Source organism: Roseobacter sp. OBYS 0001 (assembly GCF_019654895.1).
Lineage (GTDB): Bacteria > Pseudomonadota > Alphaproteobacteria > Rhodobacterales > Rhodobacteraceae > Roseobacter > Roseobacter litoralis.
This window is the reverse complement of sequence record NZ_BPES01000004.1, coordinates 340116-363237: the sequence shown is the minus strand read 5'-3', so window position 1 is coordinate 363237 and position 23122 is coordinate 340116. Positions and strand designations below refer to the sequence as shown.

Annotated in this window: 24 protein-coding genes and 1 other RNA gene; 11 read left to right on the top strand and 14 right to left on the bottom strand. The window is 57.4% G+C overall.

The window, feature by feature from the left end; genetic code table 11:
- Positions 1-86 precede the first annotated feature (86 nt).
- On the top strand, positions 87-1925 hold the full coding sequence (locus tag K5Q35_RS11630) for a BCCT family transporter (protein ID WP_013962132.1): 1839 nt from the start codon (positions 87-89) through the stop codon (positions 1923-1925).
- Positions 1926-2094: 169 nt separating this feature from the next.
- Here K5Q35_RS11630 and acuI read toward each other — a convergent pair whose 3' ends face one another.
- From acuI to K5Q35_RS11605, 5 genes are all read right to left on the bottom strand, one after another.
- Complete coding sequence (gene acuI / locus K5Q35_RS11625) at positions 2095-3087, bottom strand: acryloyl-CoA reductase (RefSeq protein ID WP_220799672.1); 993 nt, start codon at positions 3085-3087, stop codon at positions 2095-2097.
- 80 nt (positions 3088-3167) lie between these two features.
- Positions 3168-4271, bottom strand: coding sequence for a dimethylsulfoniopropionate demethylase (locus tag K5Q35_RS11620; RefSeq protein ID WP_220799671.1), 1104 nt, complete (start codon positions 4269-4271; stop codon positions 3168-3170).
- Between the two features lies 1 nt (position 4272).
- Positions 4273-4812 carry a DinB family protein gene (locus tag K5Q35_RS11615; RefSeq protein ID WP_220799670.1) on the bottom strand — a complete coding sequence of 180 codons (540 nt, stop codon included), beginning with the start codon at positions 4810-4812 and terminating at the stop codon, positions 4273-4275.
- Positions 4779-5486: a DUF1326 domain-containing protein gene (locus tag K5Q35_RS11610; RefSeq protein ID WP_013962136.1), complete on the bottom strand. Its 708-nt coding sequence runs from the start codon at positions 5484-5486 to the stop codon at positions 4779-4781. The genes K5Q35_RS11615 and K5Q35_RS11610 overlap by 34 nt, the downstream gene beginning before the upstream one ends.
- A 3-nt stretch (positions 5487-5489) precedes the next feature.
- A complete protein-coding gene (locus tag K5Q35_RS11605; protein WP_220799669.1) occupies positions 5490-6278 on the bottom strand; it encodes a DUF2182 domain-containing protein in 789 nt (262 codons plus the stop codon).
- A gap of 72 nt (positions 6279-6350) precedes the next feature.
- Here K5Q35_RS11605 and K5Q35_RS11600 point away from each other — a divergent pair, with 72 nt between their 5' ends.
- Together K5Q35_RS11600 and K5Q35_RS11595 are read left to right on the top strand one after the other, a co-directional pair.
- Complete coding sequence (locus tag K5Q35_RS11600; protein WP_013962138.1) at positions 6351-7082, top strand: FadR/GntR family transcriptional regulator; 732 nt, start codon at positions 6351-6353, stop codon at positions 7080-7082.
- 99 nt (positions 7083-7181) lie between these two features.
- Positions 7182-7535, top strand: coding sequence for a DUF4345 family protein (locus K5Q35_RS11595; RefSeq protein WP_220799668.1), 354 nt, complete (start codon positions 7182-7184; stop codon positions 7533-7535).
- A gap of 128 nt (positions 7536-7663) precedes the next feature.
- Here the strand turns inward: K5Q35_RS11595 and K5Q35_RS11590 are convergent, their stop codons facing one another.
- A complete protein-coding gene (locus K5Q35_RS11590; protein ID WP_220799667.1) occupies positions 7664-8125 on the bottom strand; it encodes an NUDIX hydrolase in 462 nt (153 codons plus the stop codon).
- A 205-nt stretch (positions 8126-8330) separates the two neighbouring features.
- Between K5Q35_RS11590 and ssrA the strand changes: the two genes are divergently transcribed.
- The 4 genes from ssrA (at position 8331) to K5Q35_RS11570 (ending at position 11165) form a co-directional block, all read left to right on the top strand.
- Positions 8331-8679, top strand: a transfer-messenger RNA (tmRNA) gene (gene ssrA / locus K5Q35_RS11585).
- Between the two features lie 106 nt (positions 8680-8785).
- Complete coding sequence (locus K5Q35_RS11580) at positions 8786-9214, top strand: ester cyclase (protein WP_220799666.1); 429 nt, start codon at positions 8786-8788, stop codon at positions 9212-9214.
- A gap of 123 nt (positions 9215-9337) precedes the next feature.
- Positions 9338-10585 (top strand): chromate efflux transporter, encoded by a 1248-nt coding sequence (gene chrA, locus K5Q35_RS11575; protein ID WP_220799665.1) that lies wholly within the window; start codon positions 9338-9340, stop codon positions 10583-10585.
- Between the two features lie 91 nt (positions 10586-10676).
- A complete protein-coding gene (locus K5Q35_RS11570) occupies positions 10677-11165 on the top strand; it encodes an SspB family protein (protein WP_220799664.1) in 489 nt (162 codons plus the stop codon).
- Positions 11166-11172: 7 nt separating this feature from the next.
- Here the strand turns inward: K5Q35_RS11570 and K5Q35_RS11565 are convergent, their stop codons facing one another.
- Entirely contained in the window at positions 11173-11727 is a 555-nt protein-coding gene (locus tag K5Q35_RS11565) for a hypothetical protein (RefSeq protein WP_220799663.1), read from the bottom strand.
- Positions 11728-11905: 178 nt separating this feature from the next.
- Between K5Q35_RS11565 and fumC the strand changes: the two genes are divergently transcribed.
- Genes fumC through K5Q35_RS11550 form a run of 3 tightly spaced genes read left to right on the top strand, consistent with a single transcriptional unit; the run spans position 11906 to position 13709 of the window.
- A complete protein-coding gene (gene fumC, locus K5Q35_RS11560; RefSeq protein WP_013962145.1) occupies positions 11906-13297 on the top strand; it encodes a class II fumarate hydratase in 1392 nt (463 codons plus the stop codon).
- Positions 13294-13470, top strand: coding sequence for a DUF4169 family protein (locus K5Q35_RS11555; RefSeq protein ID WP_044025310.1), 177 nt, complete (start codon positions 13294-13296; stop codon positions 13468-13470). Before fumC ends, K5Q35_RS11555 begins: the two co-directional genes overlap by 4 nt.
- Entirely contained in the window at positions 13467-13709 is a 243-nt protein-coding gene (locus tag K5Q35_RS11550) for a ribbon-helix-helix domain-containing protein (RefSeq protein WP_013962146.1), read from the top strand. Before K5Q35_RS11555 ends, K5Q35_RS11550 begins: the two co-directional genes overlap by 4 nt.
- Here K5Q35_RS11550 and K5Q35_RS11545 read toward each other — a convergent pair.
- Both K5Q35_RS11545 and K5Q35_RS11540 read right to left on the bottom strand, forming a co-directional pair.
- The gene (locus K5Q35_RS11545; RefSeq protein WP_220799662.1) at positions 13694-14584 is read right to left on the bottom strand and encodes a fructose bisphosphate aldolase; all 891 of its coding nucleotides are present in this window, start codon (positions 14582-14584) and stop codon (positions 13694-13696) included. The genes K5Q35_RS11550 and K5Q35_RS11545 overlap by 16 nt on opposite strands.
- A gap of 123 nt (positions 14585-14707) precedes the next feature.
- Positions 14708-15460 (bottom strand): cytochrome c biogenesis CcdA family protein, encoded by a 753-nt coding sequence (locus K5Q35_RS11540; RefSeq protein ID WP_220799661.1) that lies wholly within the window; start codon positions 15458-15460, stop codon positions 14708-14710.
- Between the two features lie 92 nt (positions 15461-15552).
- Between K5Q35_RS11540 and K5Q35_RS11535 the strand changes: the two genes are divergently transcribed.
- Complete coding sequence (locus K5Q35_RS11535) at positions 15553-15783, top strand: sulfurtransferase TusA family protein (protein WP_013962149.1); 231 nt, start codon at positions 15553-15555, stop codon at positions 15781-15783.
- Between the two features lie 64 nt (positions 15784-15847).
- Here the strand turns inward: K5Q35_RS11535 and K5Q35_RS11530 are convergent, their stop codons facing one another.
- The 5 genes from K5Q35_RS11530 to purS all read right to left on the bottom strand — a co-directional run bounded on the left by K5Q35_RS11530 (position 15848) and on the right by purS (position 23077).
- Positions 15848-18574, bottom strand: coding sequence for a ribonuclease E/G (locus tag K5Q35_RS11530; RefSeq protein WP_220799660.1), 2727 nt, complete (start codon positions 18572-18574; stop codon positions 15848-15850).
- A gap of 468 nt (positions 18575-19042) precedes the next feature.
- Positions 19043-20377 (bottom strand): sigma-54 dependent transcriptional regulator, encoded by a 1335-nt coding sequence (locus tag K5Q35_RS11525; RefSeq protein WP_013962151.1) that lies wholly within the window; start codon positions 20375-20377, stop codon positions 19043-19045.
- A gap of 3 nt (positions 20378-20380) precedes the next feature.
- Positions 20381-22084, bottom strand: a complete 1704-nt coding sequence (locus K5Q35_RS11520; protein ID WP_245538056.1) for an ATP-binding protein — start codon at positions 22082-22084, stop codon at positions 20381-20383.
- A 94-nt stretch (positions 22085-22178) separates the two neighbouring features.
- On the bottom strand, positions 22179-22847 hold the full coding sequence (gene purQ / locus K5Q35_RS11515; protein WP_220799659.1) for a phosphoribosylformylglycinamidine synthase subunit PurQ: 669 nt from the start codon (positions 22845-22847) through the stop codon (positions 22179-22181).
- Positions 22847-23077 carry a phosphoribosylformylglycinamidine synthase subunit PurS gene (gene purS / locus K5Q35_RS11510; RefSeq protein ID WP_013962154.1) on the bottom strand — a complete coding sequence of 77 codons (231 nt, stop codon included), beginning with the start codon at positions 23075-23077 and terminating at the stop codon, positions 22847-22849. The genes purQ and purS overlap by 1 nt, the downstream gene beginning before the upstream one ends.
- Between the last annotated feature and the right edge of the window lie 45 nt (positions 23078-23122).

The window sequence follows — 23122 nt, the reverse complement described above, 5'->3', positions numbered from 1 at the left end:
CCTGCGAAAAATGGACTCATTTGTGCTACTCTGTCTCAGAAATAAAAAACACGCTGAAACAGCGTTTCGAAAACAGGGAAACAAAAATGACAGTCAAACCCCCATTCACGGACCTTGAGATCAACACTCAGGACTCCGGCTTTTACGAAGGCTACAGCCTTCCCATCGCGCTGGTCTCAAAGATCGGCATGGTGCTTCTGGTCCTCTGGGCATTGGTTTTTCCTGCAGGTGCAGGGGCGATCTTGGCGGATGTGAACAGCACGTTGCTGAACTCATTCAATACTTTTTACATCCTCTCTGTGGGGGCCTTTGCGTTTTTTCTGATCATTGTCGCAATCATCCCCGCGACAGGAAAACGCGTTCTCGGAACACCCGGACAAAGGCCTGAGTTTTCCAATTTCAGCTGGTTCTCCATGATGTTCGGCGCAGGTCTCGGCGTGGGTCTGATGACATTCGCAACGGCAGAACCGCTTGGTTTGTGGGGATCAAATCCCTCGGTGGTATCGGGTGAAGTCACGGGCAACACACCCGAAGCGCTGCAGTCCACGTTCCGCTACACCTTCCTGCACTATGGGTTCCATGCCTGGGCCATCTATGTGGTGACCGGGTTGAGCCTGGCTTATTACGCCTACACCCGCGGCATGCCATTGACGATCCGTTCGGCGCTGACACCTCTGATCGGTCGGTTTGCAAACGGGGCCTTTGGCCACCTGATCGACGTTCTGGGCGTTGTGGCGACCATTCTGGGCGTGTCGGTCACGATCGGTTTCGGCGTCAGCCAGCTGGTGGATGGTGTATATTCAATCACCGGTGCCGAATGGATGATGGATACAACGGGCGACACCCCTGTTGCGACCAAGGCGGGCCTGATTGCAGCGCTTGTTGTCATCATGGGCATGTCGATCATCTCGGCCGTGTCAGGTGTGGGGCGCGGCGTGAAATACCTGTCGAACCTCAACCTCGTCCTGTCGCTGATCCTGCTGATGACATTCGTGATCTTTGGCTCGTTCTTTTTTGCCATGACGACCTATGCGACCGCCCTGATCGACTATCTGCTGCATTTTGTGAACCTGAGCTTTGAGGCCTATGCGCCGCTGGCGCAGGATGCCTTTGCAACCGCAGCGCCTGCTGCGGTGCAGGCCCTGCCCGCCGAAGAGTTGTCCGCCGTCTATTCGGGCGCCACCAACCAGTGGGGCAGCTATGCAGGCTTTACAGGCGGGCTTGAAGGGGCCGCTGCCGCCCTGCCCGCTGCCGATCTGGACGCCGCCTATGCGGCTGGCGAACAGGGCCGTTTGTTCGGATGGCAAGCAGGATGGACGACATTCTACTGGGCGTGGTGGATTGCATTCTCGCCCTTTGTGGGGTTGTTCCTTGCGCGTATCTCGCGGGGCCGCACGGTGCGCGAATTTGTGCTGGGCGCCGTTTTCGCGCCTGCGCTTGTGTGTTTTGCATGGATGACGATCTTGGGCGGTACCGCGATTGATCTTGAGATCAATGGCGGTGCGGATGGCGTGATCATTGCGGCCTCAAATTCGGCCAAGTTATTCGTCACGCTTGAGCAAATGCTGTCTGGTGGCGTGCTGCAAGCGCTGATCATCATGTGCGTTGTGCTGATCATGACCTTTCTCGTGACGTCGGCGGACTCCGGTATTCTGGTCATGAACACCATCATGTCCGGTGGTGCAGAAGAAACCGGCGTCAAGCATCGGATCATCTGGGGTGTTATCCTGACTTTGGTGATTGGCACCTTGCTTTTGGCGGGCGGTGGCGGGTTATCCGCGCTGCAAAACGCCATGATCATCGGGGCGCTGCCCTTTACCATGATTATGGTGTTGATGGTCTTGTCGCTCATCAAGGCGCTGTTCAACGACGGGCGCCGTGACAAAGCAGGTATCGGCGATGCCGCAGCACAGCCAGCCGAATAACCCCGTCTGATCTAAATACGCTAGCGCGCCACAGTGTGGCGCGCTGTCTTGTCTTTTGCGTGCGTTTTAATGCGCCCGGTTGCCGGAACATTCAGCGCATTCCAAAGGTGTCGGATCACCCGGTGACCCAAGGCCGGACAAACAATCCGGAAGAACGAAACCGCTTGGTTTATGCGTTTACGTCAATCACCACCCGGCCCTTTACCTGACCTTTGAGGATATCGCTGCCGAGCTTGGGCAGGTCCGAAAGGGTTGCGGGCTGCACCATCGCTTCGAGCTTGTCCATCGGCAGATCACGCGCGATCCGTTCCCAGGCCCGTACCCGGTTGTCATAGGGCTGCATGACGGAATCAATGCCCAGCAGGTTCACACCGCGCAACAAAAACGGGATCACTGTGGCAGGCAGGCCCGCGCCCCCGGCCAATCCAACCGCTGACACCGATGCACCGTATTTCATCTGCCCCAGCACCCGCGCGAGCATGGCACCCCCGACCGCATCGACGCAGCCGGCCCATGTCTCAGCTTCAAGCGGGCGTTTGACGGTCTCGTTGATCTCATCACGCGCAACAATCTGCGTAGCCCCAAGGGATTGAAGGTAATCCCCGGTTTCGGGCCGCCCGGTGACACCCGCCACTTCATGGCCCAGATTTGCGAGGATCGCGACCGCGACCGACCCGACACCGCCTGCAGCCCCGGTCACCAGAACCGGCCCGTTGCCCGGTGTCAGACCGTGATCTTCAAGCGCCATGACCGCCAGCATCGAGGTGAAACCTGCCGTTCCCACGGCCATGGCTTGCCGCGTGTCCAGACCCGCAGGCAGTGGCACCAGCCAATCCGCCTTGACGCGGGCCTTCTGAGAATATCCGCCCCAATGCGCCTCGCCCACGCGCCAGCCTGTCAGCACGACTTTGTCGCCGGGCGCGTAACGTGCGTCCTCGGACGTCTCGACTGTACCCGCGAAATCAATCCCCGGAATATGCGGATAATGACGGACCAAACCGCCGCCAGGCCCAATGCACAGGCCATCCTTATAGTTCACCGTCGAATATTCGACCGCAACCGTGACCTCACCAGCGGGCAATTGATCAACGGTCATCTCTTCGACTGCCGCCGACGTCTTGCCGCTCTCTTCGTCCTTGTTGACCACAAGCGCCTTAAACATTCAGTTCTCCTATCCGGGGACTGTGCCCCTGTTATTGTGTTGGACGCCTCTGCCGAAAACCGCGGCAAAAGCAAAACCTGTCAGTGCCAGAAACCGGCCTGCACGGTCGCCTCGCGCGCGCCATCCGGCGTTTCAACGCGCAGCTTGGTGCCGGTATCCCAATGGGTCATGCGCACCATGCCGATGGCGACATTGGTCTGATGATCCGGGCTCCAGGCGGCAGATGTGAGCTGCCCGACCCGCGTATCACCGGCGTAGAGCCCCCAGGCACGGTCACACAGCGGCAACTGGTCGCCTTCGACCGCAATCGCTCTGATTTGTTGGACCGGGCCTTCCTTGGCCACGCGCAACAAGGCATCCCGACCGATACAGCCGATGGCCGTCTGTGTATCACAAAAGCGCCCAAGCCCGCATTCATGTGGCGTGTTGTCATCCGTCATGTCGTTGCCATAAGACAGCAATCCGCCCTCGATCCGTTCAATGCCATTGGGGCACCCTGCCCGCACATTCAGGTCCTCGCCCGCCTTGAACAGCGCATCCCATAGCGGCATCGCGATATCTGCGCCCTCGACATAGACCTCAAAACCGCCCTGTTTGGAATAGCCCGAACGCGCCACCACCATTTCACGCCCGTCAAATTCAAAGAGACCAAAGCGGAAAAACTTGATGTCACGGATGCTGTCGCCAAAGATACGGGCGGCCAGCTCGTCCGCCTTAGGACCCTGAATGGCCAGCGGGCTGACATCCGGTTCATCAATCAGCACATCCAGCCGATAGCCATTGGATATCCCCTTGACCCACAACAGCAGATCACTGTCCGCAATGGAAATCCACCAGCGATCTTCTGCCAGTTTGACCGCCACCGGGTCATTGAGCATGCCGCCTGTCTCATCCACGATCGGGATGTAAAAGCACCGCCCCGGCAACATGCCACGCAGATCGCGCGGGGTCAGCATTTGCATCAGGCGTGCCGCATCCGGGCCGCGCAGTTCGACCTGACGCTCGACCGAGACATCCCAGACCTGCACATGTTCCTTGAGGTGACGGTAGTCAGCCTCCACACTTTCAAAAACGGTTGCCAGTAGCATCCTGTTGTAGACCGTGTAGGCCTTGACCCCTGCGGCCTCCACACCATCAGAAAAAGGTGTGCGGCGTAGTCTGCGCGATGGAGAGATAAGTGCCATATCAGATATCCTGCGGCATGAAGACCAGATCACTTACCGGAGCTTTGCGCCCCGAAGCGGTCAGCATCGCATGGATCTGACCACGGTGATGGGTCTGGTGGTTGAAAAAATGAATAACAGCTGTTGAAATTGGCGTGGTCATATCGCGCCCCTCTGTGCCGGAATACCACGTCAGGTCGCCAATAAGATCGACAGCGCGCAAACCATCGGCCCAGAACCGGATCTTGCCATCCAGACGGAACCGATCCGCCGCCCACGACATCACCGTGGGGTGCAGGCCCGTGCTGTCCGCGCCGCCCACCTCGGGCGGCTGGACGGAAGGGTCAAAACGGCTCATCCACAGGATGTCGCCCCACAGAAGATGGTTCGCGGTCGCCAGAAGGCTGCCGAAAAACGCCCCGTGATCTTTGGTCAGCTCATCGTGTGACATGGCCTCCAACACTGGCATGGATTGGTTGTTTTGCCAGCTGTTGTAGCGCGCCATGGTTTGCACATAGCGCGGGTCGATCACGGCTTGGGACCTTTCCAGTCGATCGGACATATCTCTGCCGATTTGCCGCCGAAATCCCAGATCCGGCCATAGTCACGCACCCGGCTCTTGAGCCCCGTGGCCGCGATAATATCCGGGCCCATCCAGTATTTGGAGTTGCTGACCATCACCGGGTGCTCCGGGTCCTTGCCCGCGAGCATCTCGATCTCGCCCTGTATCTTGCGCCCGATCATGATGGAGCGGCGATTGCCCTCGCGCACGATCTCAACCGGTGCACGTTCCGCCCCGATGATCTCGCTCACCAGCATGGTGAACAGTCCCGTCGTACCGCCCGCAGCACCCGAAAAGATCTGCAGAATACCGTTGTAGGCCTTACCACTGGCGCGTTCATCCACATAGGCGGCAACCTTCCAGTTGCCCTCTCCCATGCGGCCCGGAATATCGACGAGCAGACCGATATTAAGGCCCGACAGGTCTTCGCCCTCGTAATGCCCTTCGTCGATGGCAATGGCCATCCACGCATGACAATGCCCCTCTGTGGGCGGGTGCGCACCAAGGCTCACCACGCAGGGACAAAAAACCGTGCAGGAGCAGTTGAGAAACAACTCGCCCTTGATCGCCCATTCGGTCGGGCTGCTTTGCCGACGTTTTGGGTTCGGCATTCGTTGATCAATGCGCTGACTGATCGGCAACCGATCCGCATCCGCCCTTCTGTTCTTCGCCATGCCTTATCCTCCCGAAAAGACGGGCCAGCCCAACACCGCGAGTCCCGCGATGATCAAGGCAAACCCCATTGGTTTTGTTACGTAATGCCCAATCTGGGGCAATTTCTCGATGACCATGAAAAATGTGGCCAGCCCCATCCATGCCAGGTTCATCACCCCGCCGACAAAGCCAAGCGCCATGAACCCCCAGCAACATCCCACGCAGAACGCACCAAGGCCAATCCCCATGCGCAAACCACCCGCAAAGCCCTCACGCCAGTGGCCCAGAAAATACATCATCGGGGAATGACACACGCCATGGCAAATCTCTTTGGTGCGGGTAAACTGGAACGCTCCCACAAGGATCAGCAAGCCCCCTGCCACCCAAGGGCTTTTGGCGATGCCCAGCATATCGATCACGCCGCCAAACAACAGCGCCAGCTGCACCCCGGTGATCAGCGCAGCAAAAGCAACCCAGACGATGAAATACCCCACCAACACGCCCGACCACCCGGCCCGCGTTCCCGTCGCGCTTACCATCAGGTCCTCATAGGCGCGCAGCGTCGGCACCAGCGTCGGCAGCATCATCGCCGCCATCATGATCGCCCACATCCAGAACAGCGGTCCGAAATTTGCCATCGGCATATACATCGGCATGCGCGGGTCCATGGCCGCCATCCGCGCGCCCATTTCACCCGGACGCCCCAGCATATCCACATCCATGTCAATCGCCATTGTATACATCACCCACCACGCCGCCAGAATGGCACCGAAAAAACCAAGCCAGAGGGTGGAGCGCATAATACCGTGCACGGGGGGATTCCTTTTCCTTGCACTTCAAATGCCAGACAATTAGAAAACGGGCAAACATTAAATGTAAGACATATGAAAATTGATCCTGAAAACCCCGCTGATCTATCCGCCCAGATTGCAGCCGCGATCCGGGATGCCATCGTGGCCGGCACGTTGCTGGTGGATGCACGACTGCCGTCGGAGGCCGAACTGGCGGAACAATTCGACGTCTCGCGCCCGACCGTGCGCGAGGCACTCAAACGGCTGGCCGCGCAATCGCTGATCCGCACGCAGCGCGGCGCAACGGGCGGGGCCTTTGTGAACCGGATTTCCTTTCAGGATGCCTATCCCCAGCAAATCACCACCTCGACCCTTTTGTTGTCGATGAATGCCGTCAGCTTCAGCACCGCCTGCGAAGCGCGCTATGCGCTGGAGCGCGCCTGCGCGCCCCTTTCGGCAGAGCGGCGCACGGCGGATCACCTTGCGACCATGCGGGCCGAAATTCACCGCCAAAATCAACCGGGCCTGACGGATGAAGCCTTTTGCGCCTCCGATGTCGCGTTCCATCGTGCACTGGTGGATGGTGCAGGTAATCCGGTGCTGAGCTATCAACTCGCCGGGGCGGTTGAGGCCATGCAACCCTTGATGAACATGATCACCTTCACTGCCCGCGACCGCGCGCGCATTGTCGCTCTGCATACAGACATCGCTGACGCCATTGAACGCGCCGAAGGCGATGCCACTGTCCGCGCCCTTTCGGCATTGGAACAAGAGACTCAACACCTCGCCCAAAGCGTGTTCGCCGCCCGTGCCGGCAAATCCTGAGCCCACAGGTCTCGTGGTATTGGCGCAGGGACTTCCCGCCAGCACATGCCCCGGTCGCTGCCCCTTGCATCGACGCGCATCCCGGCTAGATGCGATACCATGACAGATATTCTCAACCTGATCGGCGCAATACTCACCATCGGATTTGGTCTCTTCGGCTTTCTCGCCCCGCGTTACACCGCCGCCGTGCTTGATCTGGAACCGACCACCTCGACCATGGGGCTATCGGAACTGCGCGCCTCGGTCGGTGGGCTCTTTGTGATGGCCGGCCTCGCTGCCATCTGGCTGGGCGACCCGCTGGCCTATGCGATGATCGGTTTTGCCTTTGCGGGGGCTGCTTTGGGCCGCGTGCTATCGCTGATCTTTGACAAGCCACCTGTGATCAAAGTCCTGATCTTTGGCGGGATCGAGGCGGCGCTGGCCGCGTGGTTCCTGATCGCCAATCTGGGCTGACACCACAGATATTCGTTCACCCGACTGCTTCGAATAGGGCGAATGGAGAGCACAGGGTTGTCCTTGGACTGCATCCATTACCACGCTGCCCACCAGCGCTTTGAGTGCCGACAGAACAGCTTACGATACTACGTTGATTGTGATCTTTCCCGAAGCTGGGTCTTGAGGCCAGTGGGGTACAATTCCAAAGCCCCGCAATCCAGTTGCGCCACATCGTACCAGCGGGCGAGACACTTGTCGCCATTGTCCTCAAAATACTCAATCGGTCCTTCGCTCACATAAGCATCTGCTGGAAATGTGACATCACAAACAAACGCGACCTCATGTCCAACCATACCTTGGTGCATGTAGATATTTTCCAGAACCATTGGGGTACCAACCACTTCGACCACAACACCAAGTTCCTCACGAAACTCTCTGACCAACGCGTCGCGCCAGGTTTCACCGAATTCCACCCGACCGCCCAGTGGTCTGACCCCATCGACAGTGCCATCATCACGGCAAATCTCGCTCGCGAGCAACAGACCGTCACGCCAGACAAGTCCCAAAGCCTTGACCTCTATGTTCTGCCGTGGTCGCCAGATGTTCATTCCTAAATTGTACTGCTCAGGATTGATAAGACAACAGGCCTGTTGCGCGCCACTCGTCCTTAGATTCGACCTGAAACACGACAGCCGCAAAAATTGTCGTGGCCGCGACGCAGAATTTACATTAAAAAAACATCTTTAAACACTGTATTTAAACACTATTATTTCCTTATGCGGCTTGCAGTCCAGTTTCGCCGTAAGATCGTTGCCTCTTGAGATTTGCGAACACTTCGCCTATGTAATCGATGTCCCTCGGGACTATGAACATAAACGCGCTCGTAATAAGCGGATCGGACCCGGGGGCGGTACCCGGCGACTCCACCAAACATCCTTCATTTGGGGATCATGGGGTCGAAACAGGATCGACGAACGTCTAAAGGGGTTTGCTTTGTTTCGGCTGTCTGCCACCGTTATCGGCGAAACATGTACAATTGCAAATGACAATCGTGCTCCAGTAGCGATGGCCGCGTAAGCGGTTTCAGCCACTGAAACTTAACTCCCTGGGTTTAGCGACCTAGGGCGGGGTTCGCAGGCACCTGGCAACAGAAGCCTGCACTTTACACCTCTCCCCCAATGAATTTCTCCTAGAGCAACTTTAGGTTGCATAAATTTACTCTTTATACGCCGATAGGTGGTATTCCACCTGTATAGGCGGGAAAACAAATGCTGAGCAAAACTGAAATCATCCAAAGATGGTATGAAGAGATATGGGTCAAGGGAAACTGGGGTATGATCGACCAGATCTACCGACCTGCGCCTGAAAGTGAATCGCTCATACCGGGTGGTTTGATCGACACGCTCGAAGCACGCGAGTTGGTTACAATTTTCAACAACCTGATCACGGATCAAAAGATCCGGATTGTCCATTGCGTCGCAGACGGTGAGTGGGTTTCTGCTCTGGTTGAGATGTATGGGTTCAAGGCGGGCACTGACAAACCCATCAACATGCGGTGGCTGACCATGGTGCGCCTTGACAAAGAAATTATCGTTGAGAGCTATCCGGCGGTTGATTTCGTGTCGCTTTTTGAACAGCTGGGCCAGTTACCGCCAAACAGTTTTGAGTTGCTGCTCAGCGGTACGGTCCTCAAGTAACGGTTCACAATTGACCCAAAGCATGGCGATGTGTCACATCTAGCACCGAGGCCAGAGCGGTTGGCGATGCGTCCCTTCGCGTAACATCCCGCACCACCATGGCAAGCCATGAAAGTGACGGAAATGACCGCGCCAACACCCATCCAGTTATGCCGGGTCTTTGCCCGTATCGGCGTTTTATCATTTGGGGGACCGGCTGCGCAGATTGCGCTGATGCACCGAACGCTGGTTGAAGAAAACAAATGGCTGTCCGAAGATGTCTTTCTGCGTGCGCTTTCGCTGTGCATGCTCCTGCCCGGACCCGAGGCGATGCAACTCGCAACCTACGCGGGCTGGCGTTTGCACGGTGTGCGAGGTGGGCTGATCGCAGGGCTTTTGTTTGTGCTGCCCGGCGCGGTCGTGATCCTTGCCCTCGCCCTGATTTATGCGACTTTTGGTCAAGTGCCGCTGGTTCAGGCCGCTTTCACCGGGGTTAAAGCGGCCGTCATCGTGATCGTCCTGCAAGCGCTGGTCAAAATATCTGACAAAGCGCTGACCAGCAAAAGTGCATGGGCGCTTGCAGGCGCGGCTTTCGTCTCTTTGTATTTCCTCAGTGTTCCCTACCCGATCATTATCGCAAGCGCCGCCGCTGTCGGGGCTGTCGCAATGAAAACAACAGAACCGCAGGTCATCGACGCAAAACCCAAAGCAACAAATCCCATTTCCACCCTTCTGATCTGGGGCGTCTTGTGGTCCTGTCCGATCATCTTGCTGGCGCTGATGGACCATACGTTCCTGATGCAGATTGCGCTGTTCTTTTCAAAGTTGGCGATTGTGACTTTTGGCGGGGCCTATGCTGTGCTGGCCTATATGACCCAAACTGTGGTGGCAGATTACGGCTGGATTACGACAGGGCAGATGATGGATGCCTTGGGTCTTGCGGAAACCACGCCCGGGCCGCTCATTCTGGTCACGCAATTTGTCGCAATGATTGCCGGGTTCAATGAAAGCGGGCCTCTTTTAGCGCTGGCCGCGGGTGCCGTTGCGCTCTGGGTAACGTTTACTCCCTGCTTTTTATGGATTTTCCTCGCCGGTCCCTATCTGGATGTGATCGCAAACCGCCCGCGCCTGTCGGCCGCGCTCAGGGCCATTACCGCAGCGGTCGTGGGGGTGATCCTAAATCTCGCGGTGTGGTTTTCGATCCATGTGCTGTTTGCGCAGGTCACCACCCTGCCCGGTTTGCAAGCCCCTGCCCCCGTGTTGACATCGCTGGATCTCAAAGCGCTCGGCCTGACGATGCTGGCCACTGTCATTTTGCTGCTGCTCAAGCGCGGTATTGCGGAAACTTTGGGCATATTGGCTCTTGCGGGGCTCGGCCTGAGCCTTCTTTAAGACGACGCACGCATTGACGCAGACACCTCTTTTATCCCCGGAGGAATCGGCTATGCTTGCAACAGAAGAATTCTTTGCTTCAAGGAATAAGATGACCCGCTCCATTGATTACGGCAACTTGATGCACGAGGCCATGCGTGGCCTGATCCGTAAAGTGCTGCTGGATGTGTGCGATAACGGCCTGCCGGGGGAGCATCATTTTTTCATCACCTTCGACACCGGGCACCCCGATGCAGAACTGGCCGATTGGTTGTTTGACCGCTACCCTGGCGAAATGACGGTGGTGATGCAGCATTGGTATGACAACCTAGAGGTGACCGACGAAGGGTTTTCCGTCACGCTGAATTTTGGCGATGCGCCAGAGCCACTGTATATTCCCTATGACGCAATCAAGACGTTCGTTGATCCGTCGGTTGAATTCGGGCTGCGTTTTGAGACGCAAAGTGATGAGGACGAAGAGGCAGCGCAGTCACAATTGCCCGCCACATCGCAGGTTGAAAAACCTGACACGGCGAAAGCAGAAACTGACGATGGCACCAAAGATGCTGAGATCGTATCACTGGACAGTTTCCGCAAGTAGGCGCGCGCTACTCGCGTTTCAAAAGGGTTGAAACCGTCCGTTGGATTTCACCGTCCCGAATGGACTGGAACTCCAGCATTAGTCCGCGTGAGGCCAGCGACCGGTCAAACTGCTGAATTTCATAGCCCCCGTCTTCGGTAACATACATTGAGTAAACACTCAGCGTTTCTCCGACGATCCGTCCCCAGACGTAGGGTTCGCCCTTCATCGGATCAAGCTGCGCTGTATGTCCGAAAACGTTGCGCTTCATGGCTGAGGCGAAGACCCCGGGGCGCGCGCTCGGTACGAAATCAATGGTATAGGCTTTTTCTTTGGCGGTGCCATCTTTGCGATAGGTTGTCGACTTCCAATAGACCCGAAACCCTTCTTTGGTTTCAGATATCTGAACACTCATATCCCGCGGTCGCGTTGAACCATCAGCGGATTGGACATCAGCGGACCCGACAAAGCTCCCGACAAACCGCGAAATATCAGCAGTTGCGGAAGAGGCCGCGATCAACAGGCACATGATCAATGCCGTACAGGCAAAACCCCAACGACACTGCAAGAATTGGCGGTTCATATGAAATCCTCCAAGGCTGGACCCTCTTCGCTGCTTGAGTCTAGCCCAAGCGGTAGCTGCAAGATATCAGATAATGCCTTTGGATGGTCAAACAATGGCTATGGCTGTCCGCAGTGCTGTTGCACGATACGGTCGGCACCGCTAAACCGCATAGAAAGCCAGTGTAACGGAGCGCAGAATGACCCAAACCCGCACAGAAACCGATAGTTTTGGCCCGCTTGAGGTCCCTGCCGACAAATACTGGGGTGCTCAGACGCAGCGGTCGATCATCAACTTTCCCATTGGATGGGAAAAACAACCCGTCGCGATCGTCCGCGCCCTGGGGGTGATCAAACAGGCCTGTGCGCAGGCAAATCTTGAGCTGGGCAAACTGGATGATGCACGCGGTGACGCGATCATTCAGGCCGCAAGCGAAGTGGTGGCGGGCAAGTTTGACGACAATTTCCCGCTTGTCGTGTGGCAGACCGGGTCCGGGACCCAGTCGAACATGAACGCCAATGAGGTCATCGCCAACCGCGCGATTGAAATCATGGGCGGGGAAATCGGCTCCAAAGACCCCGTTCATCCGAATGATCACTGTAACATGGGGCAATCGTCAAACGATACCTTCCCCACGGCCATGCATATTTCTGCAGCCATGACGGCCCGCGACGTTCTGTTGCCGGGGTTGGAAAAACTGCATGCCGCTCTTGAAGTCAAAATCGCAGAATTCGACGGGATCATCAAAATCGGGCGCACGCATACGCAGGACGCGACCCCTCTGACCCTCAGTCAGGAATTCTCGGGCTATGCGCATCAGGTTGCCATGGGAATCCAGCGTGTCAAGGATGCCTTGGGTCGGATTTATGAGCTTGCACAGGGGGGTACGGCCGTGGGCACTGGTCTGAACACGCCTGTGGGTTGGGATGTGATGGTCGCCAAGAACATGGCCGACATCACGGGGCTGCCGTTCATCACCGCGCCGAACAAATTCGAGGCGCTCGCCGCGCATGATGCCATGGTTGAAATATCGGGTGCGCTGAAGGTCGTTGCCGCGAGCCTGTTCAAAATTGCCAATGACATCCGGTTTCTGGGGTCAGGACCGCGGTGCGGTCTGGGTGAACTGGTGCTGCCCGAAAACGAACCCGGCTCTTCCATCATGCCCGGCAAGGTCAACCCGACGCAGTGCGAAGCCCTGACGCAGGTTTGCGCGCATGTCTTCGGCAATGACGCAGCCGTTGGGTTCGCCGGCTCGCAAGGGCATTTCGAATTGAATGTGTATAAACCGATGATGGCGTATAACGTCCTGCAATCCATGCAGCTGTTGGGGGATGCAGCATCAACCTTTACGGACAACCTCATTGACGGGCTGACAGCGGATGCGGACCGCATCGAGCGCCTGATGCGCGAAAGCCTGATGCTCGTCACAGCTCTGGCCCCGGAAATCGGCTATGACAACGCCACCAAAGTCGCCAAGACAGCGCATAAAAACGGCACGACCCTCAAGGAAGAAGCCATTGCGCTGGGTTTTGTCGACGCAGAAACCTTCGAACGCGTTGTGCGTCCGGAAAACATGATTGGACCCAAATGATCACGCCCGTTAACCTCAACAAGGTCAAGAAAGAACGCAATCGCGCATCGCGCAAGGCACGGGCTGATGAAAACGCTGTCAATTTCGGCCAGAGCAAATCACAAAAAGAACTGTTGAAAGCAAAGGCCGACAAGATCGCGCGCAACCTGGACGCCCATAAGCGAGAAACATGAGCGGGCGGCCGGTCAAACACTCGGTGACCCTGAAAGGTCACCGAACGTCCATATCGCTTGAAGACGCGTTCTGGATGGAACTGCGGCGTATTTCGGCAGAAACCAACAAACCAATCAATGCCTTAGTAGCCGACATTGATGTGAAACGCGGGACCAGACTTGGGCTGGCCTCCGCGATCCGGGTGTTTGTTCTCGAAGATTTAAAGGCGCAGCTTGAGCGCGCTCAGATGGACGCCTGATAGATCTTGTCGATGTTGCTGCCCAATGCGGCACCAAACTCAGCATCTGTCATCTTGACGTTCAGACCTTCGCTCAGCGCTCTGCTGAAGCTCGCGATCATATGCGTGTTTTCTGAGAGTTTCGCCGATGCGACATCCGTTGAATACCCCCCCGACAGGGCAACAACACGCAACACGCGCGGGTGCTGCGCAAGCCCATCATAGAGGCCCGGTTGGTCCGGCAATGTCAGTTTCAGCATCACATCCACACCATCATCCAACGCATCAAGATGCTTTGCGATCTCCGCCTCCAAAAGCGTCTCGGCTTCAGCTTTGGTCTCTGAGTGGATGTTAACTTCCGGCTCAAGGATCGGCACAAGACCTGCTGCAAGCACAGTCTGGGCCACCTCGAATTGCTGGGCCACAATTGCCGCGACCCCTTCAGCATTTGCCTCATTGATTACGGAACGCTCTTTTGTTCCGAACACGCCTTTGCCTTTGGCAGTGGCCAGCACCTCGTTGAGACCCGGCATCGGTTTGAGCATCTGCACACCGTTCGCCTGCTCTTCCAGACCTTTGTCGATCTTGAGGAAGGGAACAATACCCCGGCTGTTCCAAAGCAGTTCCGCGACGGGCGTGCCGTTAATTTCATCATGCATCGTGCGCTCAAACAGGATGGCACCGATGATCTTGGCATTGGTAAAGTCATCCGCAAGAATAATCCGCGCGCGCATATCATGCATCGCCTTGAACATCGCCTCGTCACCCTCATAATCCGTGGGTTCAACGCCATACAGGCTCAGCGCTTTTGGCGTGGACCCGCCAGATTGGTCCAGCGCGGCAACAAAGCCCGCGCCCGATTTCATTTGTTCACGCATCTTACTGTGGTCTGACATTCCTACCTCTTCCTATGATTCCGAACGATCACCCGTCCTTAAATCAAGCTGTCAAAAGATGATATATGTTAGCGCCGGACAAGCCGCAGCCCATTGCGCCCCTGAGGCGTCACGGCACGCAATTCAGCCCAGAGTCGCCAAAGCCGGGAACCGTTCAAGAAGCCACCAGGAAAACGTTGTGAACGCACCAGTGACCATCGCAACGCCGACCACAAGCAGCAGCCCACCCATCACGCGCTCTATCATCTTCATATGGCGCTTGAGCCGGTCCATGACCCCCATCGCGCGTGTGATGAACATGGCGGCCAGCAGAAAGGGGATGCCCAAGCCCGCCGCATAAACCCCCAAAAGCAATGTCCCACGGGTCACAGAGGCCTCGGAGGCCGCCAGCGACAGGATCGCGCCCAGTTGCGGGCCAATGCAAGGCGTCCAGCCAAAGGCAAACGCCAGCCCCAGCACATAGGCCCCAAAGCTTGAGCCGCCCTTGTCCCCGGCATCCATGCGCGCCTCTCTGTCGAGAAAGGGGATCCGCAATATACCAAGGAAATGCAGCCCAAAGATGATGATGACAATGCCTGAAATACGGGCAAACAGTATTTGGTTCTGTAGGAAAAAGGCGCCAAAGGCCGAGGCCGTAAAGCCCAGAATCAGAAACACCGTGCTCAGGCCCATCACAAAGAACAAGGCCGCGATTATGGCGCGTCGCCGCGCTGCACCCTCTCCGCTCATTTCATTCAGGCTGACACCGCTCATATACGCAAGATAAGGCGGGACGATTGGCAGGACACAGGGGCTGAGAAAGCTGATTATTCCCGCGAGTAGCGCCACCGTCATGGCAGGCAACAGGCCCGCATCAATGATTTCAATTCCGAACATAAGCTTCCCTTAGCCTATCCAAACGATAGCGTCACCCCGCCCCCGGTCACAACCTTGTGGACAGGACGAAACATCGCGCCTATCTGAGCGGTATGACAAAAGACTTAAACGTACTGGACGCCACTGGTCTGCTGTGCCCCTTGCCTGTTCTCAAGGCGCGCAAAAGACTGCAATCGTTAACGTCGGGCGAGATGCTGACGATGCACGCGGATGATCCCGCGGCAATTGTCGATGTGCCCCATTTTTGCAGCGAGACAGGGCATCACCTTGTGTCAAGCGAACTGGATGGGCCGGTGCAGGTCTATGTCATCCGCAAAAAGTGAGGTGACATAGAAAAAGCGCGCCCACTTGGGACGCGCTTTTTGAGTTTCCGGCGATGGGAAGCCTTTAGCCCCCGATCGACCACCACCCGCGCCGCTTGGGCTTGGCTGGCTCAGGCGCGGCCTCGGCCGCCACTGGTTCAGGCTCAGCACCTGCGGGTTCCGGTGCAGGAGCCGCGGGCGCTGGCTCTTCTGCCACGGGCGCAGACTCGACTTCCGGCGCCACGGGCGCGGCATCCGCGTCTGGTGCAGCTTCAACCGGATCGGCCTTTTTGGCCCGGCTGGCCCGTTTGCGCTTTGGTTTTGCAGGGGCTTCTTCAGTTGCCTCGGCGGGTTCAGCCTCTTCCACTGGTGCGGCGGTTTCCGTCTTCACCACTGCTTCTGGAGCATCCTCTGCAACGACTTCAACCTTAGGTTTACGCGTGCGTGACCGTGTTCTTTTCGGTTTCGCGGGTGTTTCTTCCTGCTCTGCGGCAGCGGCTGGTGCGTCATCGGTTTTCGCAGCAGACGCCTCTACAGGGCTTTCAGGTGTTGGCTCTGCTTCCTTTGGAGCCTCAGCAGTCGGGGCATCGGACGCCTCCGCATTAGTCTCATCGGATGCGGTCTGCGCCTCACCATTGCCGTTCTTGTTGCGACGCCGACGACGCCGACGACGGCGTTTGGGCCGATCCTCGCCATCATTCTCGACGTTATTCTCCGTATTTGGCGTCTCTACAGCATGTTCGGCAACCTCTGCCGGGATCTCTTCGTCATCTGCATCCACCTGATCCATCAAGGAAGTATCAACAGAAACAACATGTTGCGCAGCAACCGGCACAACCCGTGTGGCCGTCTTGAACTTTTCAAGGCTGAAATCAGGGCTGACCAGCATGGGGTCGCCTTCGATCCGCACCGACAGCCCATATCGCGCTTCGATATGCGCAATGTGTTCCCGCTTCTGGTTCATGAGGAAATTGGCAATGCCAACGGGTGCCTTGATCAGCACTTCACGGGACCGCTTGCGCGTGCCCTCTTCTTCGATCTGACGCAGGATAGAAAGTGCAAGGCTATCATCAGACCGGATCAGACCGGTACCATGACAGGCCTGACACGGCTGCGTTGTTGCCTCGATCATGCCGGGGCGCAGACGCTGGCGCGACATTTCCATGAGACCAAAGCCAGAGATACGACCGACCTGAATGCGCGCGCGATCCGTCTTGAGCTTGTCTTTCATGCGCTTTTCGACGGCCGCATTGTTCTTGCGCTCGTCCATATCGATGTAGTCGATCACGATCAGGCCCGCGAGATCCCGCAGGCGCAACTGGCGCGCCACTTCGTCCGAGGCCTCGAGGTTGGTCTTGAGCGCAGTCTGTTCGATCGACCCCTCTTTGGTCGCGCGACCAGAGTTCACATCGACCGCCACCAAGGCCTCGGTCACACCGATCACGATATAGCCCCCTGACGGAAGCTGCACAGTCGGGTTGAACATCGACGCCAGATAGCTTTCGACCTGATAGCGCGCGAAAAGCGGCAGGCCTTCGGTGTAAAGTTTCACGTTTTTCGCATGAGACGGCATGATCATTTTCATGAAGTCCTTGGCAATGCGATAGCCCCGCTCACCTTCGACAAAAACCTCGTCAATCTCGCGGTTATAAAGATCGCGGATCGAGCGTTTGATCAGATCGCCCTCTTCATAAATTTTGGCAGGTGCAACGGATTTCAGCGTCAGCTCGCGGATTTGTTCCCACAGGCGTTGCAGATATTCGTAGTCGCGTTTGATCTCGGCCTTGGTGCGTTTAGCCCCGGCGGTGCGCACGATGAGACCCGCGCCTTGCGGCACTTCGATCTCATTTGCGATCTCCTTGAGCTTCTTGCGGTCTGCGGCATTCGTGATCTTGCGCGAAATACCACCGCCGCGCGCCGTGTTGGGCATCAGGACACAATAGCGCCCTGCGAGGCTGAGGTATGTGGTCAGGGCCGCGCCCTTGTTGCCGCGCTCTTCCTTGACGACCTGCACCAGCAAAATCTGGCGGACCTTGATGACCTCCTGAATTTTATAACGCCGTGGGCGGGGCTTGCGCACGGGACGGATGTCCTCGTGATCATCGTCATCCGCGACAGACTCGATGGTATCGTCTTTGGAGGATGCGTCAGGTTTGCGCGGCGCATCGTCGTCGTCATCATCGTCGCCATCTTCAGACGCGGTATCGTCTTCCGAGGCATCCTCAGACGCTGCTTGTGCGACGTGATCATCGGACGCGTCAGCCGTCTGCGCAGCCTCCGCGCTTGCATCATCGCCTTCGGGCTCTTCGACAGGTGTCTCGGCGACCCGCTCCATCGGAGAGGACCCCTCTTCGCTGTCATCCAGATCAATGGTTTCCATCCCGCCGATCTGATCGGATTCCACGTCCTTTGTCGCGACCGCGTCCTCTGACGTGGTGTCTTCGGCCTTGGCCTTTGTCCGACTGCGCGATCTGCGGCGCTTGGGCTTTTCGTCCTCGTCTTCCTTGGCCTTTTGCGCTTCGGCATAGGCACGTTCTTCTTCCATCAGGGCCTGACGGTCAGCGACGGGGATTTGATAGTAATCGGGGTGTATCTCCGAAAATGCGAGAAAACCGTGGCGGTTCCCCCCATACTCCACAAAGGCCGCCTGCAAGGACGGCTCGACCCGTGTTACTTTTGCGAGATAGATGTTGCCAGCAAGCTGGCGTTTGTTTTCGGATTCAAAATCGAACTCTTCAACCTTGTTTCCATCCACCACCACAACGCGGGTTTCTTCCGCGTGGGTGGCATCGATAAGCATTTTCTTAGCCATATTTCCAAATTGCATAGCCGCGACCGCACAGCCCCCGGGGGAGCGTTGCAATGGGGGGTATGTCTTGTCAGGGCGATCTGAGACGCACTGCATGGCCGGGCCTTTGAGGCCCTTGCCGATCTGCTCAATGCATTTGCGCGCGTCATCGCGTTTCTTCTCCGACACGGGCACGTTTTACGGCCTCGCATCCATTTTTTACTGCGCAATCCAGGTTGTAAACCCAATAATACGTCAGCGGTTCCTTAACCGTTTCCGGTCCAATCGGTCTGCCGTGGGGTGCATGAGCTGTGTCAAACCGCGCCCGCGACAGCGAATCTCTCTGTAGAAATCGAACCATAACTGTTCACTTCTCTACAGTGCTAGATAATGCCACATGCCTGAAAAACACAATGGTCAATCGACAATAACCTGCCTCAACCCTGAATTGAATCGCATAAACCGCTGCTTTTGCTCACCAAATACCAGCATTTAAAGGTAATCCGAGCGCTGCAGACCATATTTCGCCATTTTTTCGTTCAGCGTGCGTCTGGGCAGGCATAGTTCATCCATCACACTCGCGATGGAGCCGCGATGACGGCGCATGGTATTGTCGATCAGCATCCGTTCAAAGGCTTCGACGTATTCTTTCAGCGGTTTGCCTTCGGTCGTCATCACAGGCTGCATGTCTTCATGATCGTTCATCAGCAGCGATGATATGGTCCCTGCCCCGCGCCGTGACTGCAGCACCGCGCGTTCCGCGAGGTTGATCAGTTGGCGCACATTGCCCGGCCAGGGCGCTTGCAACAGCTGCGCGGCCTCCTGTGCCGTCACCTGCGGTGTTTCGCAGCCGTATTCTTCGGCAAACTGTTCGCTCAGACGGGTGAACAGGGTGAGGATATCTTCGCCCCGCATACGCAGCGGGGGCACGGTGATGCGCAAGGCCGCGATGCGGTAGAACAGATCAGAGCGCAAGGCATCCTCGGAAGTGCGCCCTGCTTCCTGAAGGTTCGAGATCGCCACGAGGCGCGTCTCCGCCGGGGTGCCCTGTTCGTTTATCACACTGAGCAAGCGCGCTTGCATCGTTTCTGACAAGGCCTCGATGTCTTCCAGCACCAGCGTGCCACCGCGTGCCTCTTCCATGGCCGGCAGTTGCGCATCTTCGGGCATCATCGGACCGAACAACCGTTTTGCCAACGCATCCTCTTCAAACGCGCTGCAGCTGACCAGAACGAACTTCTTGCCCGCACGGCTGCCGACCGCATGCAAGGCATGGGCCACCAGCGTTTTACCGGTTCCGGTTTCACCATCGATCAACACATGGCCATCCGCCTGCCCCAGATCGAGGATATCTTCGCGCAGCCGCTCCATCACAGGGCTTTGCCCGATGAGCTTGCTCATCAACTGGGTGCCGTCGGAAAGTTCCCGCCGCAATGCGCGGTTGTCCATCACCAGACGGCGCGCACCTGTCGCCTTTTTGGCCAGGTCCGACATCCGGTCCGGGTTGAACGGTTTTTCCAGAAAATCAAAGGCGCCGACGCGCATGGCCTCCACAGCCATCGGCACATCGCCATGCCCCGTAATCATGATCACCGGCAATGCGGAATCATTGCCCATCAGTTTTTTGAGAAATTGCATCCCATCCATGCCCGGCATCCGGATGTCCGAAATCACAATCCCCGGGTATTCCGGCCCGAGCACTTTCAACGCATCCTCGGCACTGCCGAAGGTTTCCGTGTCATAGCCCGAGAGGGCCAGCCACTGGCTGATGGATTGGCGCATGTCCTGTTCGTCATCGACTATCGCGATTTTCATGGCTTGTGTCATTGTCTACTCCGCCGCTTGTTTCGCTGGTTCGCCGCTTAGGATCGGCAACTGCATTTCAAACACCGCGCCACCCTGCTGGCCATTGCGCGCTGTCAGTCTTCCACCAAGGTCTGTCACGATCTGGGACGAGATAGCAAGCCCAAGCCCGACACCATCCCCCGGCTGTTTGGTCGTATAAAAGGGCTCAAAAAGAGCATCGAGGTCTTCAATTCCCGGCCCGTTGTCACGCACCGTCAGCGTCGCCGTTTCCCCGGCAGACAGGATGATGTCCACCTTTGGCGCTGCGGCTGATTTGGTGGCGTCAATGGCATTGCGCAAGAGGTTCACCATCACCTGTTCAATGCGCAGCCGGTCGCCCATGACCTCAACCGGATCATCGGGCAAAATTCGGGTGATCTGTACCTGCCTTTGGCGCAATTGCGGCTCCATCATGGCGAGGCTTGAGGCAAGCGCATCGCCCATGGGGACTGGCGCGAACGCCTCCTGCCCCTTGCGCGCGTAGGACTTCAGCTGGCGCGTGATGCCCCCCATCCGCTCAATCAGATCGTCAATGCGCCCAAAGGAGGAGAGCGCCTCTTCGTGGCGGTTGCGCCGCAGCAACAAACGCGCTCCGGCAAGGTACGTTTTCATCGCGGCAAGAGGTTGATTTAGTTCGTGACTGACCGCCGCTGACATCTCACCCAGTGCGGCCAGTTTGCTTGACTGTTCAAGGGTCTGTTCAGCAACGGCAAGCGTCTCCTGCACCCTTTTACGCTCGGCAATTTCTCGCTGCAACGCCGCGTTGAGCGACCTCAATTCGGCAGATTCCCGCTGGAAAAGCGCCATGCGCAAGGCGGTGCGCCGGCTGAGCGCATAGAAGGTCAAAGCGAGCAGAATCGCAAATCCCATGATCTCCAGTGCCAGCACACCATTCACGCGTTCGCGCACTGACGCATAGGTGGTATAGCTGGTCATGCGCCAACCGCGGAACGGTATCCGTGTTTCCAGACGCATCACGGCCTCGCCCTGCAGATAGGCATCAGGCGGCAGCGCGGTCCAGTCTGCGGTGGCCTGTATGGCGCGCTGGATGGCGTTCTGGGGCGTTTGCCGGGCCAGCGCTTCTTCTTCGGTGCGCCCTCGCCAGCGCGGTTCTGTGGTCAGGATAATGGTGCCCGTGCTGTCTGTCACGATCACCGCATCCGATATCCCGGCCCACGCCCGGCCGAATTTTTGCAAATCGACCTCAACGAGGATTACGCCGGACACATCCGAGCCCGACTGCACCCTGCGCGAATAGAAAAATCCGTAGCCCCCCTCTTCGCGCTCTGCGACGGTGAATACGGTGCCGCTGGCGCGGATGGCATCAATGAAATAGGCTTCTGAGCGGTGCATCGAGCCAAGACGGTTACGGTCGGTCGCCGCAACCGTCCGCCCGTCAATATCCAGCAACATCAAAGAGGCCGCGCCGATCTCTTCGACAAAAGAGATCAGCCGCCGTGTAGACGCGGTATAATCGGCAGAGTTCAGCGCGCCGATCAGCTCAGGGTCGCGCGCCAGCAGTTGCGGCACGATGGCGTTCTGGCGCAACTCGGACAGCAAGTTCCCACTATAGAGCGCGAGCCTCAGTTCGGCACGGTCGCGGGTCGTGTCGGTGAAGCGGTCGGTCAGCAGCTTGTTGGTGACAGAAACGACCGTCACCGCCAGCGCGAGCAAAATGCCCACAGCCATGCGCACCCGCCATGAGCTGATGGGGCTCGGCTCTTTTGATTGAAGCTCACCTTCCATTCAGTGAGCTTACGCCAAAGGCGCCTGTCGGCTCAAGTCACACAGCCGCCAGCGCGCCTGCCAATGCGCGGAAGAGCGCTTGCCCATCTGTCCCGCCATGTCTGGCATCCGCCGCCCGCTCCGGGTGCGGCATCATGCCCAGAACCCGCCGGTTCGACGACAGGATACCGGCAATATCGGCCTTGGCACCGTTGGGCGTGTCCTCATAGGTAAAGGCCACACGGTCTTCGCCCTGAAGGCGCGCGATTGTCTCATCATCGGCAAAGTAATTGCCGTCGTGATGGGCGATTGGAATATTGATGGTATCCCCGGCATTGTACCCTTCGGTAAAAGGCGATGCGGATGTCTCAACCTTGAGCGCGACCGTCTTGCAGATGTATTTCAACCCGGCATTGCGCAGCAACGCGCCCGGTAACAACCCGGTTTCGGTGAGCACCTGAAACCCATTGCAGATGCCGATCACATAGCCGCCCCGATCGGCATGCGCGGCGACAGATTTGCAAATCGGAGAATTTGCAGCAATCGCGCCACAACGCAGGTAGTCCCCAAAGGAAAACCCACCGGGAATGCCGATCATATCCACACCCTGCGGCAGGTCGGTATCTTTGTGCCAGACTTTGGTCACTTTTGCACCGGCAGCTTCAAAAGCAACGGCAAGATCGCGATCACAATTGGACCCGGGAAAGACAATGACCGCCGCGTGCATCAGGACATCTCCACCGAGTAGGATTCGATCACCGTATTGGCGAGCAGTTTTTCGCACATCGCCTTCACGTCTTCTTCCGTCGCGCCATCGGCCAGATCAAGTTCAATAACCTTGCCCTGTCGCACGCCATTGATCCCCGCGAACCCCATGGCCCCCAAAGCGTGGCGCACGGCTTCACCCTGCGGGTCCAGCACACCGTTTTTCAGCATAACATGTACTCGTGCTTTCATGTCTTGTCCTTCTGCGCGCCCCGGACGCTCTGTTTTTTGTTCGAT

What these genes read in the sequence shown, in the direction of transcription:
- K5Q35_RS11630 (WP_013962132.1), top strand. Translation starts at nt 87, where the DNA reads ATGACAGTCAAACCCCCATTCACGGACCTTGAGATCAACACTCAGGAC.
- acuI (WP_220799672.1), bottom strand. Translation starts at nt 3,087, where the DNA reads ATGTTTAAGGCGCTTGTGGTCAACAAGGACGAAGAGAGCGGCAAGACG.
- K5Q35_RS11620 (WP_220799671.1), bottom strand. Translation starts at nt 4,271, where the DNA reads ATGGCACTTATCTCTCCATCGCGCAGACTACGCCGCACACCTTTTTCT.
- K5Q35_RS11615 (WP_220799670.1), bottom strand. Translation starts at nt 4,812, where the DNA reads ATGTCCGATCGACTGGAAAGGTCCCAAGCCGTGATCGACCCGCGCTAT.
- K5Q35_RS11610 (WP_013962136.1), bottom strand. Translation starts at nt 5,486, where the DNA reads ATGGCGAAGAACAGAAGGGCGGATGCGGATCGGTTGCCGATCAGTCAG.
- K5Q35_RS11600 (WP_013962138.1), top strand. Translation starts at nt 6,351, where the DNA reads ATGAAAATTGATCCTGAAAACCCCGCTGATCTATCCGCCCAGATTGCA.
- K5Q35_RS11595 (WP_220799668.1), top strand. Translation starts at nt 7,182, where the DNA reads ATGACAGATATTCTCAACCTGATCGGCGCAATACTCACCATCGGATTT.
- K5Q35_RS11590 (WP_220799667.1), bottom strand. Translation starts at nt 8,125, where the DNA reads ATGAACATCTGGCGACCACGGCAGAACATAGAGGTCAAGGCTTTGGGA.
- K5Q35_RS11580 (WP_220799666.1), top strand. Translation starts at nt 8,786, where the DNA reads ATGCTGAGCAAAACTGAAATCATCCAAAGATGGTATGAAGAGATATGG.
- chrA (WP_220799665.1), top strand. Translation starts at nt 9,338, where the DNA reads ATGACCGCGCCAACACCCATCCAGTTATGCCGGGTCTTTGCCCGTATC.
- K5Q35_RS11570 (WP_220799664.1), top strand. Translation starts at nt 10,677, where the DNA reads ATGACCCGCTCCATTGATTACGGCAACTTGATGCACGAGGCCATGCGT.
- K5Q35_RS11565 (WP_220799663.1), bottom strand. Translation starts at nt 11,727, where the DNA reads ATGAACCGCCAATTCTTGCAGTGTCGTTGGGGTTTTGCCTGTACGGCA.
- fumC (WP_013962145.1), top strand. Translation starts at nt 11,906, where the DNA reads ATGACCCAAACCCGCACAGAAACCGATAGTTTTGGCCCGCTTGAGGTC.
- K5Q35_RS11555 (WP_044025310.1), top strand. Translation starts at nt 13,294, where the DNA reads ATGATCACGCCCGTTAACCTCAACAAGGTCAAGAAAGAACGCAATCGC.
- K5Q35_RS11550 (WP_013962146.1), top strand. Translation starts at nt 13,467, where the DNA reads ATGAGCGGGCGGCCGGTCAAACACTCGGTGACCCTGAAAGGTCACCGA.
- K5Q35_RS11545 (WP_220799662.1), bottom strand. Translation starts at nt 14,584, where the DNA reads ATGTCAGACCACAGTAAGATGCGTGAACAAATGAAATCGGGCGCGGGC.
- K5Q35_RS11540 (WP_220799661.1), bottom strand. Translation starts at nt 15,460, where the DNA reads ATGTTCGGAATTGAAATCATTGATGCGGGCCTGTTGCCTGCCATGACG.
- K5Q35_RS11535 (WP_013962149.1), top strand. Translation starts at nt 15,553, where the DNA reads ATGACAAAAGACTTAAACGTACTGGACGCCACTGGTCTGCTGTGCCCC.
- K5Q35_RS11530 (WP_220799660.1), bottom strand. Translation starts at nt 18,574, where the DNA reads ATGGCTAAGAAAATGCTTATCGATGCCACCCACGCGGAAGAAACCCGC.
- K5Q35_RS11525 (WP_013962151.1), bottom strand. Translation starts at nt 20,377, where the DNA reads ATGACACAAGCCATGAAAATCGCGATAGTCGATGACGAACAGGACATG.
- K5Q35_RS11520 (WP_245538056.1), bottom strand. Translation starts at nt 22,084, where the DNA reads ATGGCTGTGGGCATTTTGCTCGCGCTGGCGGTGACGGTCGTTTCTGTC.
- purQ (WP_220799659.1), bottom strand. Translation starts at nt 22,847, where the DNA reads ATGCACGCGGCGGTCATTGTCTTTCCCGGGTCCAATTGTGATCGCGAT.
- purS (WP_013962154.1), bottom strand. Translation starts at nt 23,077, where the DNA reads ATGAAAGCACGAGTACATGTTATGCTGAAAAACGGTGTGCTGGACCCG.